At 71.8% G+C, this 14,471-nt stretch carries 13 protein-coding genes and 1 riboswitch; of the genes, 8 read left to right on the forward strand and 5 right to left on the reverse strand.

Annotated elements, in window-relative coordinates:
* Positions 1 to 28: 28 nt before the first annotated feature.
* The 8 genes from AC3EUJ_RS08540 (at position 29) to def (ending at position 7,249) form a co-directional block, all read left to right on the forward strand.
* Positions 29 to 844 (forward strand): SOS response-associated peptidase, encoded by an 816-nt coding sequence (locus AC3EUJ_RS08540; RefSeq protein ID WP_431960410.1) that lies wholly within the window; start codon positions 29 to 31, stop codon positions 842 to 844.
* A gap of 38 nt (positions 845 to 882) precedes the next feature.
* Positions 883 to 1,515, forward strand: a complete 633-nt coding sequence (locus AC3EUJ_RS08545) for an alpha/beta hydrolase family protein (RefSeq protein WP_431960447.1) — start codon at positions 883 to 885, stop codon at positions 1,513 to 1,515.
* Between the two features lie 232 nt (positions 1,516 to 1,747).
* Positions 1,748 to 2,407, forward strand: a complete 660-nt coding sequence (locus AC3EUJ_RS08550; protein ID WP_431960448.1) for a sigma-70 family RNA polymerase sigma factor — start codon at positions 1,748 to 1,750, stop codon at positions 2,405 to 2,407.
* Complete coding sequence (gene rsrA, locus AC3EUJ_RS08555) at positions 2,404 to 2,724, forward strand: mycothiol system anti-sigma-R factor (RefSeq protein WP_431960411.1); 321 nt, start codon at positions 2,404 to 2,406, stop codon at positions 2,722 to 2,724. The genes AC3EUJ_RS08550 and rsrA overlap by 4 nt, the downstream gene beginning before the upstream one ends.
* A 120-nt stretch (positions 2,725 to 2,844) precedes the next feature.
* Positions 2,845 to 4,146, forward strand: a complete 1,302-nt coding sequence (locus tag AC3EUJ_RS08560) for an HD-GYP domain-containing protein (protein ID WP_431960449.1) — start codon at positions 2,845 to 2,847, stop codon at positions 4,144 to 4,146.
* On the forward strand, positions 4,143 to 5,351 hold the full coding sequence (locus AC3EUJ_RS08565; protein ID WP_431960412.1) for an HD-GYP domain-containing protein: 1,209 nt from the start codon (positions 4,143 to 4,145) through the stop codon (positions 5,349 to 5,351). Before AC3EUJ_RS08560 ends, AC3EUJ_RS08565 begins: the two co-directional genes overlap by 4 nt.
* A 232-nt stretch (positions 5,352 to 5,583) precedes the next feature.
* Positions 5,584 to 6,555 (forward strand): tetratricopeptide repeat protein, encoded by a 972-nt coding sequence (locus tag AC3EUJ_RS08570; RefSeq protein ID WP_431960413.1) that lies wholly within the window; start codon positions 5,584 to 5,586, stop codon positions 6,553 to 6,555.
* 73 nt (positions 6,556 to 6,628) lie between these two features.
* On the forward strand, positions 6,629 to 7,249 hold the full coding sequence (gene def, locus AC3EUJ_RS08575; RefSeq protein ID WP_431960414.1) for a peptide deformylase: 621 nt from the start codon (positions 6,629 to 6,631) through the stop codon (positions 7,247 to 7,249).
* A gap of 257 nt (positions 7,250 to 7,506) precedes the next feature.
* Here def and AC3EUJ_RS08580 read toward each other — a convergent pair whose 3' ends face one another.
* The 5 genes from AC3EUJ_RS08580 to AC3EUJ_RS08600 form a co-directional block, all read right to left on the reverse strand.
* Positions 7,507 to 8,517, reverse strand: coding sequence for a ribonucleotide-diphosphate reductase subunit beta (locus tag AC3EUJ_RS08580; protein WP_431960415.1), 1,011 nt, complete (start codon positions 8,515 to 8,517; stop codon positions 7,507 to 7,509).
* Positions 8,517 to 10,901: a ribonucleoside-diphosphate reductase subunit alpha gene (locus tag AC3EUJ_RS08585; protein WP_431960416.1), complete on the reverse strand. Its 2,385-nt coding sequence runs from the start codon at positions 10,899 to 10,901 to the stop codon at positions 8,517 to 8,519. Before AC3EUJ_RS08585 ends, AC3EUJ_RS08580 begins: the two co-directional genes overlap by 1 nt.
* A 130-nt stretch (positions 10,902 to 11,031) precedes the next feature.
* Positions 11,032 to 11,154: riboswitch (cobalamin riboswitch) on the reverse strand.
* Positions 11,155 to 11,454: 300 nt separating this feature from the next.
* Positions 11,455 to 13,086, reverse strand: coding sequence for a monocarboxylate uptake permease MctP (gene mctP / locus AC3EUJ_RS08590; RefSeq protein ID WP_431960417.1), 1,632 nt, complete (start codon positions 13,084 to 13,086; stop codon positions 11,455 to 11,457).
* A complete protein-coding gene (locus AC3EUJ_RS08595; protein ID WP_431960418.1) occupies positions 13,083 to 13,340 on the reverse strand; it encodes a DUF3311 domain-containing protein in 258 nt (85 codons plus the stop codon). Before AC3EUJ_RS08595 ends, mctP begins: the two co-directional genes overlap by 4 nt.
* Positions 13,341 to 13,471: 131 nt before the next feature.
* Complete coding sequence (locus tag AC3EUJ_RS08600) at positions 13,472 to 14,251, reverse strand: GntR family transcriptional regulator (protein WP_431960451.1); 780 nt, start codon at positions 14,249 to 14,251, stop codon at positions 13,472 to 13,474.
* Positions 14,252 to 14,471: the final 220 nt, after the last annotated feature.

Consider the following 14,471-nt stretch of genomic DNA (forward strand, 5'->3'; position numbering starts at 1 on the left):
GTGTCCGCGCCGTGGCAATCTGGCACTCATGTGCGGTCGATATGCAGCGAGCCGGAGCCCCGAGGATCTCGTCGGGCTGTTCGACGTGCGGAAATGGGATCCCACCGAGGCGCTGGACCCCAACTGGAACGTCGCGCCCACCGACAGCACCTACGCGGTGCTGGAGCGGCCCGACAAGGAGACGGGCGAGATCGTCCGGCAGCTGCGCACCCTGCGCTGGGGGCTGGTGCCGAGCTGGGCCAAGTCACCCGAGGCCGGCGTCAAGATGATCAACGCGCGGGCCGAGACCGTGCACGAGAAGTCCTCCTACCGCCGCCCCTTCGCCTCGCGCCGCTGCCTGCTGCCGGCCGACGGCTACTTCGAGTGGGTCACCGGCAAGGACGAGCGGCAGCTGGAGGAGCAGGGGAAGAGGAAGCGGCCCCGCAAGCAGCCGTACTTCGTCACCCCCGTCGACGGCTCGGTCTTCGCGATGGCCGGGCTCTACGAGTTCTGGCGCGACCGCACCCTGCCCGACGAGCACCCGCGCGCCTGGTGGGTCACGTGCACCGTCATCACCACCGAGGCCGAGACCGAGCCCTTCGCCGACGCCGGAGAGCGTCCTGACGGCCCGCACTCCCTGGCCGGGATCCACCCGCGCATGCCACTGTGGATCACCCCGGAGCACTGGGACGACTGGCTCGACCCCGCGCGCACCGACGTCGAGGACCTGCGCGGGCTGCTCGTGCCGCCGCGGCCCGGCCTGCTGCGCGCGTATCCCGTGCGCACCGAGGTGAGCAACGTCCGCAACAACGGGCCGGAGCTGGTCGAGCCGATCGAGGCGCCCGAGGAGGCGACCTTGTTCTGACCGCCCGCGGTGCCAGACTGGCCGCTGTGAGCGAGATCATGGAGACCGTGCCGACGCCCGTGGGGGACGCCCGCGTCACCTGGCACCGGGCCGGCCGCCCGCGCGCCGTCGTGGCGCTGGGCCACGGTGCGGGAGGCGGCGTCGAGGCACGTGACCTGCGGGCCCTGGCCGCGGCCCTGCCGCCGCGCGGCTGGACGGTCGCGCTGGTGGAGCAGCCCTGGCGGGTGGCCGGCAAGAAGCTGGCGCCGGCGCCGAAGACCCTGGACGCCGCGTGGACGGCGCTGTGGCCCGCGCTGGCCCGGCCCGGTCTGCCGCTCGTCGCGGGCGGACGCAGCGCGGGAGCCCGGGTGGCCTGCCGTACCGCGAAGCAGCTGGACGCGGTCGCGGTACTGGCGCTGTCCTTCCCGCTGCATCCGCCGGGCAAGCCGGAGAAGTCCCGGGCCGGCGAGCTGACCGGTGCCGGGGTGCCGGTCCTGGCCGTGCAGGGCGGGCGCGATCCCTTCGGCCGCCCCGAGGAGTTTCCCGAGGGCTGCGAGCCGCGCGAGGTGCCGTACGCGGACCACGGATTCGCCGTGCCGAAGTCCGCGGACCTCACCCAGGAGGAAGCACTGAGCGTCATCACGGACGCCGTGCTGGGCTGGCTGGAGGAACTGCCCCCGCTTCGGGAATGAGCGGTGCGTGGCCCGTGTTGTCGCAGGCGTCCGCACGAAAAAACGTACGCACAGTGAGGAAGGCAGCCGGATGGTGAGAGCCGAGTGCCGCGCGCGAGCCGAGGCGCCTTACCTGTCGTGGCCGGAGTGGCCGGCGATGGGCGGGGCGAACAGGAACAGCGCGCCGATCGCGCCCGGGATATCCTCCGATGGCGTGGGGTCCGCTTATGGCCCCGTGACCGTCGTGGAGGAGGTGGGTCCGGTCAGCGGCAACGACGACAGCCCGTCCGAGGTGCCTGAGGTGCAGGGGACTCCGGAGTCCGACGTCGAGCGCAGCGCGCGCTTCGAACGGGACGCCCTGGAGTACCTGGACCAGATGTACTCGGCGGCGCTGCGCATGACCCGCAACCCGGCCGATGCCGAGGACCTGGTGCAGGAGACGTACGCCAAGGCGTACGCGTCCTTCCACCAGTTCCGTGAGGGAACCAATCTGAAGGCGTGGCTGTACCGCATCCTCACCAACAGCTTCATCAACTCCTACCGCAAGAAGCAGCGCGAGCCCCAGCGCAGCGGTACGGAGGAGATCGAGGACTGGCAGCTGGCACGCGCCGAGTCGCACATGTCCACGGGTCTGCGCTCCGCGGAGTCCCAGGCGCTGGACCACCTTCCCGACTCGGACGTGAAGCAGGCGCTGCAGGCGATCCCGGAGGAATTCCGGATCGCGGTCTATCTTGCGGACGTCGAGGGCTTTGCCTACAAGGAGATCGCCGACATCATGGGAACCCCCATCGGTACGGTGATGTCCCGTCTGCACCGGGGGCGGCGGCAGCTGCGTTCGCTGCTGGAGGACTACGCGCGGGAGCGCGGGCTCGTCCCGGCGGGCGCGGGAGACGAGAAGGGCTCGGGCACATGAGCTGCGGCAACCCGCATGAGACGGACTGCTCCGAGGTACTCGAACACCTTTACGAGTACCTGGACAACGAGATGTCCGACGACGCCTGCGCCAAGTTCAAGCAGCACTTCGACGAGTGCCACCCTTGCTTGGAGAAGTACGGCCTCGAGCAGGCCGTCAAGAAGCTGGTCAAGCGCTGCTGCGGACACGACGACGTGCCCACGGACCTGCGCTCCAAGGTGCTCACGCGGATCGAGCTGATCCGCGCGGGCGAGGTGGCGCCGGTACCGGAGCCGGCCGACGGAGGCAGCGCGCCGACCGGTTCGCCGACCGGCTGACGCACGCGGCGCCGCCAGGTCACCCGGGATCACCCGAAGGCGGGAATCGCGGCCGCTCGCGCACCGCGCGACGGCCGCGCCCCTAGCCTCGGTGAGGTGCGTGCGAAGCGGGCGGTCCGGATGCTCCCCGCGGCGGCCCGGGTGTACGTCCCGGTGGTCGTCGTCTCGGCGTGCGGTGCCCTGGTCACCAGTCCCCGTGAGGGTGCTCCCTGGGCGACCGCCGCCGTGCTGGCGGCGCTCTACGCGGCCGGGGAGCGGACGGGGGCGTCGCTGCCCCCGGTGCTCTTCGCGGCCGCGCTCCTGCTTCCCCCGGGCGCGGCCGCACTCGTCGCCGTGCCCGGTGGCCTGCTCGCGCCGGTCCGGGGCGAGCCGCGCATGGTGCGCCGTGTATGGCACGCCGCGCAGCTCGCGCTGGCGACCGCCGCGGCGGCCCAGGTCCGGGCCGCCTTCGGGGAGGGGCCCTTCGCGCGGCTGCCGGGACTGCTGCTGCCCGCGCTCGCGGCCGTTCTGGCCTTCTGCCTGTTCTCGGCCGCCCTCACCGCCGGCGTGCTGATCACCGCCGAGCGCACCGCCCCGTCCGCGGCCTGGCGGGAGGCCCTGCTCGAGCCGCTCGCCCCGCACCTCACCTACGGCCTGGTGGGTCTCATGGCCGCGGTGCTCTGGCAGGGACCGTACGGGGCGGTGGCCGCGGTCCTCGCCCTGCTGCCGACGCACATCGCGCGCTGGGTCGTGGGCCAGGCGCGTCGCGAGCGGGCCGCGCACCAGGCGACGGTGCGGGCGCTGGTGCAGGCCGTGGAGATCAAGGACCGCTACACCCGGGGCCACAGCGAGCGCGTCGGCCGGGCGTCGGCGCTGATCGCCCGCGAGATCGGGTTGCCGCCCGAGCGGGTGGAGGCCCTGCGGCTGGCCGGCATCCTGCACGACATCGGCAAGCTCGGCGTGCCCACGCGGGTGCTGCGCAAGGACAGCCCGCTCACCCCCGAGGAGCGGCGGATCATCGAGCTGCACCCCGGCTACGGCCACGAGATGGTGCGCGGCATCGCCTTCCTCGACGACGCCCGCACCGCGATCCTCCACCACCACGAACGCCTGGACGGATCGGGCTACCCGTACGGCCTGGCGGGCGAGGCCATCCCGTCCTCCGCGCGGCTGGTTGCCGTGGCCGACGCCTTCGACGCGATGACCTCCACCCGCGCCTACCAGGCCACCCGCGGTGTCGACGACGCGCTGGGGGAGCTGCGCCGCTGCGCCGGCACCCACTTCGACCCGCTCATGGTGCAGGCCCTGATCCGGGCCGTCCGCCGGGAGGGCTGGAACCCGGCGGTCACCGCCGACGAGCCGGAACCCTTCGCCCCCGCGCAGACCCGGCGTCACGCGCGCCGCGAGGCCCCGCCCCGCCGTACCCCCGAGCCGCGCCCGTGAGCGCCTCCGGACGCCGCGGCGGCGACCACCGGCGCCACCGCAGACGCACGCCCTCCGTCGTGCTCGCCGTCCACGGGGTCGCGCTCGCCGTGGGTGGCGCCGCCCTGGTCTGGACGGCGGCGCACGGAGTGGCGGATCCCGCGCCGGCCGCCGCGTTCGGGGCGCTGGTCGTCGTCGGCGAGGTCTTCCGGATCCCGGAGCCCGAGGGCAGGGAGGCCGCCCCCGTCGCCTTCGCCGGGGCCCTGGCGTACGCGCTGCTCGCGGCCGAGGCGGTGGCGGTCGTGGTGGCGGTTGCCGCCGCCGCGGTGGGCGCCGGGCAGCTGAGAGGCGCATCACGGGACGCGGCGGCGCGGCGCGTGCTGACGGTGGCGTTCGCCGCGGCGACCGCGCCGCCGCTGTACGGCGGCAGCGGCGGCCATCCGGGCTACGCCGTCCTGCTGCTGGCCAGCACGATCCTGTGCGACGCCGTGCTGGCCGCCGTGCTGGGCACCGCTCGCACCGGGCATCCCTTCGCCTCCGTCGTCCGCGACGAACTGGCCGTCCTGCCGGGCGTCGGCTCGGCCGTGTGCGCCGGCGGGGTCGTGCTGGCGCAGGCCGAGCAGGCGGCCGGACTGTGGGCGCTGCCCGTGTGCGGGGTGCCGCTGCTACTGACCCAGACGGCCTTCCGGCGGCACGCCGCGATCCGGTCCACCCACCGGGAGACCATCGCCTCGCTGGCCCGGGCCACCGAGGTCGCCGGCTACACCCCGGTGGGGCACGCCCGCCGGGTCAGCGCGCTCAGCCACGCCATGGGCCGCGAACTCGGCCTGGGCGGAAGGGCGCTGGCGGCCCTGGAGCATGCCGCGCTGATGCACGACATCGGCCAGCTCTCCCTCGTCGACCCGGTGCCCGGCGGTGCCACCTCGTCCCTCGATCAGGTGGAACGCCGGCGCATCGCCCTGCTCGGCGCGGAGGTCGTACGCCGGACGGGTGCCCCGGAGGAAGTCGCGCGGATCGTGGAGGGCCAGGCCGATCCGTACCGGGAACAGCCGCTCGCGGGACGCATCGTGCGTACGGCCAACGCCTACGAGGACCTGGCCGGGGGCGGTACAGCCGTAGGCCGCGGGCTGCAGGCACTGGAGCGGTTACGCCTCGATACCGCGCACGAATACGACCCTCGCGTGGTCGAGGCCCTGACCAGGGTCGTTGCCCGGGCCGGACAGTGAACCCACCGGTAATGAGCGGGCGCGCCAAGGGGCATGGTTGGATGCCCGCAGGGGCGCAGAGCGCTCAAGAGGCGCACCATGGCGCCGATGCTGCCAAACCGACAAGCCCGGCCGTGTGTGACAGGCCCTGCCGATGGCAAGGAGGACTGATGAGCACCGCTGAGCACGGGACGTGGGGGAACGGACGGGGCACCGTGGGGCACCAGCGAACGCGAACGGCAGGCGGGACACCTTGAGGATCTTCGGCAGGGCACGGCATCGGCCGTCCGCCACCTGGCGGCAGGCGACCGACCGGGCGTTCACGCTGATCAGCGACGGGCGGTACGAGGACGCCGGCGCGCTGCTGACCCGTGCCGCGGACCTGGAGCCCTGGCGTTCGGAGTCCTGGTACAACCTCGCGCTGCTGCACAAGTTCCGGCACGACTGGGAGCAGGCCCGCACCACCGGCCTGCGGGCCGTCGCCCTGCTGGACCGCGCGCCCGGCGCCCCCGACTGGTGGAACGTCGGCATCGCCGCCACCGCCCTGCAGGACTGGCCGCTGGCCCGCCGCGCCTGGCAGGCGTACGGACTGCGGCCCGACCCCGCCGGGGCCGGCCCGGTCGAGATGCAGCTGGGCAGCTCGGCGGTACGGCTCTCCCCGGAGGGTGAGGCCGAGGTGGTCTGGGGCCGCCGGATCGACCCGGCCCGGATCGAGGTGCTGAGCATCCCGCTGCCGTCCTCCGGCCGCCGCTGGGGCGAGGTCGTGCTCCACGACGGCGTCCCGCACGGCGAGCGGCGCACCGCCGAGGGTGCCACCTACCCGGTCTTCGACGAGATCGAGCTGTGGGCGCCCTCGCCGGTGCCGACCTGGCTCGTCCTGCTGGAGGCGGCCACCGAGTCCGACCGCGACGCCCTGGAGCAGCTCGCTGCCGACGCCGGCTACGCCGCCGAGGACTGGTCGTCCTCGGTCCGGCTGCTCTGCCGCACCTGCTCTGAGAGCCGCATGCCGACCGACGACGGCTCCGACGCCTCCCGCGACCCGCACGACCAAGGCGAGCCCGGCCATCCGGGTCACCTCAGCCACCGCACCCCCGGCGCCCTGTGGGCCCCCGAGCGCGAGTGCGGCATCGCCGCCCCGGCCGGACTGGTGCGCGGCCTGCTGGACAGCTGGGTCGCCGACAGCCCCGACACCCGGGACTGGCGCGATCTCGAAGAGGTCTGCTGACGCCTCCGCGGGCACGTACCCTTGATGGGCTATTGAGCTTCTCAGAAGGCCCCAGGAAGGCGTACGACGGACCATGTCGCAGCAGGAGACCGAGCAGACCGCATTCACCGACGACGTGACGGACGCGGAGGAGCGTGAGGCCGCCCACCGCGAGCGCGGCACCGCCCGCCCCATCACGGTCGTCGGCAACCCGGTGCTGCACCACCCGTGCAAGACGGTCACGTCCTTCGACGACGAGCTGGCCGCGCTCATCGACGACATGTTCGCCAGCCAGCGCGCCGCCGAGGGCGTCGGCCTCGCCGCCAACCAGATCGGCGTGGACCTGCGGGTCTTCGTCTACGACTGCCCGGACGACGACGGGGTCCGCCACGTCGGCCACGTGGTCAACCCCGTGATCGACGACCTCCCCGCCGAGCGCCGCGTCCTCGACGACGGCAACGAGGGCTGCCTGTCCGTGCCGGGCGCCTACGCGGAGCTGCCGCGTCCCGACTACGCGGTCTGCCGCGGGCAGGACCTGCACGGCAACGACATCGTCGTGGAGGGCAGGGGCTTCTTCGCGCGCTGCCTGCAGCACGAGACCGACCACCTGGGCGGCTACCTCTACATCGACCGGCTCTCCAAGCGGGACCGCAAGGACGCGCTGAAGCAGATGGCGGAGTCCACGCCGAAGTACGAGACCGTCCCGAACGAGTGATCCACCGCCCGGATACCGCGGACCGGCGTGATCGGCGCCGCGGTGGCCGGGGGACCGCACGCCTGGACGGGCCCGCTTTCCAAGGCGTCGGGGAGGGAACGAGGACGGCAGCCGTGCCGGACGGCCTCTTCCTCTACCTCGTCGTCCCTCGGCACGAACGGGTCTACGTCCTCCAGGTCACCGCGTTCCGATCGCCCGGCCGGCGGGCGGGGTCGCGGGCGGCGGCGACCGCCCGCGACCCCGTCCCGCGGCGCGGATCAGAAGTCGTCGTCGAAGGAGACCGTGCCCTCGACCGCCACCTGGTACGCGGAGGCGCGGCGCTCGAAGAAGTTGGTCAGCTCCTGGACGTTCTGCAGCTCCATGAAGGAGAACGGGTTCTCCGAGCCGTAGCGGGCCGGCAGACCGAGGCGGACCAGGCGCTGGTCGGCGACGCACTGCAGGTACTCGCGCATGGAGTCGGTGTTCATGCCGGGCAGGCCGTCGCCGCACAGATCGCGGGCGAACTGGAGCTCGGCCTCGACGGCCTCCTCCAGCATCGCGGTGACCTGCTTGCCCATCTCCTCGTCGAAGAGGCCGGGCTCCTCCTCGCGGACGGTGTCGACGACGTGGAACGCGAAGTCCATGTGCATCGACTCGTCGCGGAACACCCAGTTGGTGCCGGTGGCGAGCCCGTGCAGCAGGCCGCGCGAGCGGAACCAGTAGACGTACGCGAAGGCGCCGTAGAAGAACAGGCCCTCGATGCAGGCCGCGAAGCAGATCAGGTTGAGGAGGAAGCGGCGACGGTCCTCCCTGGTCTCCAGGCGGTCGATGGACTCCACCGAGTCCATCCAGCGGAAACAGAACTGCGCCTTCTCGCGGATCGAGGGGATGTTCTCCACGGCCGCGAACGCGGCCGCGCGCTCCTCGGGATCGGGCAGGTAGGTGTCGAGCAGTGTCAGATAGAACTGGACGTGCACGGCCTCCTCGAAGAGCTGCCGCGACAGGTACAGCCGCGCCTCCGGGGAGTTGATGTGCTTGTACAGGGTCAGCACGAGGTTGTTGGCCACGATCGAGTCGCCGGTGGCGAAGAAGGCCACCAGCCGGCCGATCATGTGCTGCTCGCCGGGGGAGAGCTTGGCGAGGTCGGTGACGTCGGAGTGGAGGTCGACCTCCTCCACGGTCCAGGTGTTCTTGATGGCGTCGCGGTAGCGCTCGTAGAAGTCCGGGTAGCGCATCGGACGCAGGGTCAGCTCGAATCCCGGGTCGAGCAGGTTCTTGGTGGAGCTCATCACTGGCAGGCCTCGCAGGACTCGGGGTTCTCAAGGGAGCAGGCGATCGCCTCGGCGTCGGGCGTCGTCTGCTGGAGCGGGATCGGGGCGGTCGCGCGGGCGGACTGCGCGATGCGGGTGGCCGGGCGGGAGCGCAGGTAGTAGGTCGTCTTCAGGCCCTGCTTCCAGGCGTACGCGTACATCGAGCTGAGCTTGCCGATGGTGGGAGAGGCCATGAAGAGGTTCAGCGACTGGCTCTGGTCGAGGTACGGGGTGCGGGCCGCCGCCATGTCGATCAGGGCGCGCTGCGGGATCTCCCAGGCCGTGCGGTACAGCTCGCGGACGTCCGCGGGGATCCAGCTGAAGCCCTCGACGGAGCCGTTGGACTCGCGCAGCGCGTCGCGGGTCTGCGCGTCCCAGACGCCGAGCTTCTTCAGGTCGGCCACCAGGTAGGAGTTGACCTGCAGGAACTCGCCGCTGAGCGTCTCGCGCTTGAAGAGGTTGGAGACCTGCGGCTCGATGCACTCGTACACGCCCGCGATCGAGGCGATCGTGGCGGTCGGGGCGATGGCCAGCAGCAGCGAGTTGCGCATGCCGGTGGCGGCGACGCGGGCGCGCAGCGCCTCCCAGCGCTCGGGCCAGTTCTCCTCGGTGTCGTAGTGGTCCGGGTGCAGCACGCCGCGGGCGGCACGGGTCTGCGACCAGGCCGGGTGCGCGCCGTGGCGCTCGGCCAGGTCGCAGGAGGCCTCGTACGCGGCGAGCATGATGCGCTCGGCGATCTTCGTGGAGAGCGCCTTGGCCTCGGCGGAGTCGAAGGGCAGCCGCAGCTTGAAGAACACGTCCTGCAGGCCCATCGCGCCCAGACCCACCGGGCGCCAGCGCTCGTTGGAGGCTGCGGCCTCGCGGGTCGGGTAGAAGTTGATGTCCACGACGCGGTCGAGGAAGGTGACGGCGGTGCGGACGGTGGTGTCCAGCCGCTCCCAGTCGATGACTTCCTCCCCGGCGCCGCCGTCCTCGGCCACGAAGGCGCCGAGGTTGACCGAACCGAGGTTGCAGACCGCCGTCTCGCCGTCGTTCGTGACCTCCAGGATCTCCGTGCAGAGGTTGGAGGAGTGGATGACGCGGCCGGGCTCGGCCGTCTGGTTGGCGGTGCGGTTGGACGCGTCCTTGAAGGTCATCCAGCCGTTGCCGGTCTGCGCCAGGGTGCGCATCATCCGGCCGTACAGCTCGCGCGCCGGGAGGGTTTTGCGGGCCAGGCCCGCCGCCTCGGCCTCGCGGTAGGCGGCGTCGAACTCCTCGCCCCACAGGTCGACCAGCTCGGGCACGTCGGCGGGGGAGAACAGCGACCAGGTGCCGTCGGTGTCGACGCGGCGCATGAACTCGTCCGGGATCCAGTGGGCCAGGTTGAGGTTGTGGGTGCGGCGCGCCTCCTCACCGGTGTTGTCGCGCAGCTCCAGGAACTCCTCGATGTCCGCGTGCCAGGTCTCCAGGTAGACGCACGCCGCGCCCTTGCGGCGACCGCCCTGGTTCACGGCGGCGACGGAGGCGTCGAGGGTGCGCAGGAACGGGACGATGCCGTTGGAGTGCCCGTTGGTGCCGCGGATCAGCGAACCGCGGGAGCGGATGCGGGAGTAGGACAGGCCGATGCCGCCGGCGTGCTTCGACAGCCGGGCCACCTGGTGGTAGCGGTCGTAGAGGGAGTCCAGTTCGTCCAGCGGGGAGTCCAGCAGGTAGCAGGAGGACATCTGCGGGTGCCGGGTGCCGGAGTTGAAGAGCGTGGGGGAGCTGGGCAGGTAGTCCAGCCGGCTCATCAGGCCGTAGAGCGCCGCGACCTCGTCCACCGAGCGGCTGGTGCGGTCCTCGGCCAGGCCGCAGGCGACGCGGAGCATGAAGTGCTGCGGGGTCTCGATGACCTGGCGGGTGGTCGGGTGGCGCAGCAGGTAGCGGCTGTGCAGGGTGCGCAGGCCGAAGTAGCCGAAGCGGTCGTCGGCGCCGTCGGCGAGCGCGCCGTCGACGAGCGCGTCCAGCCGACCGGCGTGCTCGGCCACGAAGGCGGCGGTGCCGTCGGCGATCAGGCCCTCGCGGTGGCCCACCGCGATGGACGCGGAGAACGAGACCGCGCCTTCGCCCGCCGCCTCGTCGGCGATGGCGAGGGTGAGCAGACGGGCGGCGAGCCGCGAGTACTGCGGGTCCTCCGCGATCAGCCCGGCGGCGGCCTCGGTGGCCAGCGCCCGCAGTTCCGCCTCGTCCGCGGCCGCGCTGCGGCCCCGCAGGGCGGCGGCGGCGACCCGGCCGGGGTCGGTGTCGGGGAGGTCTGCGGTCAGTTCCGTCAGGGTGCGCAGCAGTTCGGCCCCGGTTGAGGCAGGGTCCGATGCGGTGGCGGGTGCGGCGGGCGCGATGGTCACGTGTGCTCTCTCCCTCGTACGGCGGCGACGCGGAGGAGCGACGGGGCGCACGCAGGGCAGGACAGGGCATGCCGCGGCGCGTCCGCCGGCCCAACCCGCGAGGCCCGGACACTTCACCGCCCGGACGGCGTGCCGGACGGTGCCGTCGGCAGGTCCTCGGACTCGCGGGCATGACTCCAGGCGCCCGCACACCGTTGCGGGGCAGTCCCGGATTCCCACCGGCTTCCCCTGCGGCGACAGCGGAGTTGAGCATACATCTAGTGGCGCCCGCCCGTGACGCCACCAGATGTTGTGGCGATGCGGTGACGCGCGGCGGGCTCGGACGCGCCGCCGTGGCCGTCGGGAAAGTCGCGGACACGGCCGGTCAGGGCGGCGAGCGCCAAAGCCGGGCAGAACCCGGCGATCCCGCGCCGCCACTTCGCCCGCTGGGTGGGCGCCACCCCGCAGGCGTGCCGCCGCACCTACCGCTGCCCGGAGCCGGCCCGCACCGCATGACGACGGGCCGCCGCCCCGTCCCAGGGCGGCGGCCCGTGACCCGTGGCCGGTGCGGCGGTCAGTGACCGGCGCCCACCGGCAGGTCCTTCTGGACGCCCGGGTCGCCGGCGTCCGCGGTGAAGTCGCCCTCGGCGGTCTCGTCCACGCCCTCGGGAGCCTTGAGGGCCTTGAGGACGAAGGTGAGGACGACGGTGACCAGCACGTTGAGCACGAAGGCGGTCAGGCCGATGTAGCCGATCTGCCCGATGACCGGGATGGTGTCGGAGGAGCCACCGAAGTGCTTCTGGGCCGGGCTCGCGACGCCGTAGGCCACCCAGGTGCCGTAGATCATGCCGACCGCCCAGCCGGCCAGCAGCGCCCAGCGGTGGAACCAGCGGGTGAACAGGCCGCCCACCAGTGACGGGAAGGTCTGCAGGATCCAGATGCCGCCCAGGAGCTGGAAGTTGATGGCCACCGTCTTGTCCATGGTGAGGACGAAGATCAGGGCACCGACCTTGACCAGCAGCGAGACGATCTTGGAGACCTGGGTCTCCTGTGCCGGGGTCGCGTCCGGCTTGATGAAGTCCTTGTAGACGTTGCGGGTGAAGAGGTTGGCCGCGGCGATCGACATGATCGCGGCCGGCACCAGGGCGCCGATGCCGATCGCGGCGAAGGCCACGCCCGCGAACCAGGACGGGAACATGTTCTCGAACAGCTGCGGAATGGCCAGCTGCGCGTTGTAGCCCTTGACCCCCGCGCCGACACCCGCGGCCAGCGCCATGAAGCCGAGCATCGCCAGCAGGCCCAGCATCAGCGAGTACAGCGGCAGGACGGTGGTGTTGCGGCGGATGACGTTGCGGCTGCGGCTGGAGAGTACGGCCGTGACCGAGTGCGGGTACATGAAGAGCGCCAGTGCCGAGCCGAGTGCCAGGGTCGCGTACGCCCATTGCGCCGTCTCACCCGGGGCCAGGGCGCCGCGCGGCTTGCCGGTGGCCGGGTTGACCTGGGCATAGGCGTCGCCCGCCTTGGCGAAGATGTCGTCGAAGCCGCCCAGCTTGATCGGGATGTAGATGATCGCCACCGCGATGACGATGTAGATAAGGGTGTCCTTGACAAAGGCGATCAGCGCGGGCGCGCGCAGGCCGGAGGAGTAGGTGTAGGCGGCCAGCACGCCGAAGGCGATCAGGAGCGGCAGGTCCTTGACGAACCAGTTGGAGGAGTCGCCTCCGCCCACGCCCATCACGTCCAGCACGGCCTGGATGCCGACCAGCTGCAGGGCGATGTACGGCATCGTGGCGAGGATGCCGGTGACCGCGACGGCCAGCGACAGGCCCTTGGAGCCGAAACGCCCGCGGACGAAGTCCGAGGTGGTGACGTAGCCGTGCTTGTGCGAGACCGACCAGAGCCGCGGCAGGAACATGAAGATCAGCGGATAGACGATGATCGTGTACGGTACGGCGAAGAAGCCGGCCGCGCCCGCCGCGTAGATCGCCGCCGGCACCGCCACGAAGGTGTAGGCCGTGTACAGGTCGCCGCCCAGCAGGAACCAGGTGATCCAGCTGCCGAAGCTGCGGCCGCCCAGGCCCCACTCGTCGAGGTGCAGGGCGTTCTCGGCTCTGCGCCAGCGCGCGGCCAGGAAGCCCAGGACCGTGACGACCAGGAAGAAGAAGATGAAGACGGCGAGTGCGACGCCGTTGACCCCGTCCTTCACTTCGCAGCCTCCTTCCGTGCCCGCTCCTCACGGCGGACCAGGACGTACGCGGCGTACGTCAGTCCGGAGGACAGGAACACCCACAGCATCTGGTACCAGTAGAAGAACGGGATGCCGATGAACTCCGGGGTCAGCTTGGCGTACGAGCCGACCCAGAGCATGGCGACGAAGGGGATGACGAGGCAGACACCGGCGATCACCCGGGTGGGGGTGACCACCGGCGGCCGACCGGAAATTCCGGATGGTTCGGACATTGCTACGGCTCCGTCCTGATCTCTTGCTCCTGTGTAATGCGCAGGAAATCTAGGTCAGGACGGCAGGCGCGTCACTACTGCCCACATTGCGGTATGGAAACGATCTACAAGGTCCGGGAACCGCATGGGTGTTACGGTCGTCGCAGGCGGGCGACGAACTTGTAGCGGTCGCCGCGGTAGACCGAGCGCACCCATTCCACCGGCTCGCCCCCGGTGTCGATCGAGTGCCGGGACAGCAGCAACATCGGCAGCCCGACGTCGGTGCCCAGCAGGCCCGCCTCGCGCGGGGTGGCCAGCGAGGTCTCGATGGTCTCCTCCGCCTCGGCCAGCCGGACGTCGTAGACCTCGGCGAGCGCCGTGTAGAGCGAGGTGTACTTCGCCAGGCTGCGGCGTAGCGCGGGGAAGCGCTTGGCCGACAGATGGGTGGTCTCGATGGCCATCGGCTCGCCGTTCGCCAGGCGCAGGCGCTCGATGCGCAGCACCCGGCCGCCGGCCTTCATGTCCAGCAGTTCGGCCAGCCGGTCGTCGGCGGTGATGTAGCCGATGTCGAGCAGCTGGGAGGTCGGCTCCAGGCCCTGGGCGCGCATGTCCTCGGTGTACGAGGTCAGTTGGAGCGCCTGGGAGACCTTGGGCTTGGCGACGAAGGTGCCCTTGCCCTGGATGCGCTCCAGCCGCCCCTCGACCACCAGCTCCTGCAGCGCCTGCCGCACGGTGGTGCGCGAGGTGTCGAACTCGGCGGCCAGGGTGCGCTCGGGAGGCACCGGGGAGCCGGGGGGCATCGTCTGCGTCAGTTCGAGCAGATGGCGCTTGAGGCCGTAGTACTTGGGCACCCGTGCGGTCCGTCCGGCCGCGGCCCCGGCCGCCTCCGCGGTCTGCGTCACCGCTGTGCCGGCCTCGCCGTCGGTGTCCATCGCCTCTGCTCCCGAGTGCTGTCGTGCTGCCGTCACCGGCTCCTCCGTCATTCGCGGCTCACATCGTGGCACGGCCAGGGCTCATATCGCGTGACGAGCCCAGATGTCGGTCCGGTAACGGACGCGACCGGTGCTCTTATACACCCTTGACACCCCTAAAGGTCTAGGCCAAGCTTCGGGCACTGGTCTACACCACTTGGTACTCACTGCCCTGGGGAGG

This window comes from Actinacidiphila sp. bgisy160 (genome assembly GCF_057707815.1).

Bases quoted from the DNA above. Each gene is read 5' to 3' on its own strand.
- def (WP_431960414.1), top strand. From the start codon at position 6,629: ATGTCGCAGCAGGAGACCGAGCAGACCGCATTCACCGACGACGTGACG.
- rsrA (WP_431960411.1), top strand. From the start codon at position 2,404: ATGAGCTGCGGCAACCCGCATGAGACGGACTGCTCCGAGGTACTCGAA.
- AC3EUJ_RS08545 (WP_431960447.1), top strand. From the start codon at position 883: ATGGAGACCGTGCCGACGCCCGTGGGGGACGCCCGCGTCACCTGGCAC.
- AC3EUJ_RS08540 (WP_431960410.1), top strand. From the start codon at position 29: ATGTGCGGTCGATATGCAGCGAGCCGGAGCCCCGAGGATCTCGTCGGG.
- AC3EUJ_RS08600 (WP_431960451.1), bottom strand. From the start codon at position 14,251: ATGGACACCGACGGCGAGGCCGGCACAGCGGTGACGCAGACCGCGGAG.
- AC3EUJ_RS08580 (WP_431960415.1), bottom strand. From the start codon at position 8,517: ATGAGCTCCACCAAGAACCTGCTCGACCCGGGATTCGAGCTGACCCTG.
- AC3EUJ_RS08560 (WP_431960449.1), top strand. From the start codon at position 2,845: ATGCTCCCCGCGGCGGCCCGGGTGTACGTCCCGGTGGTCGTCGTCTCG.
- AC3EUJ_RS08595 (WP_431960418.1), bottom strand. From the start codon at position 13,340: ATGTCCGAACCATCCGGAATTTCCGGTCGGCCGCCGGTGGTCACCCCC.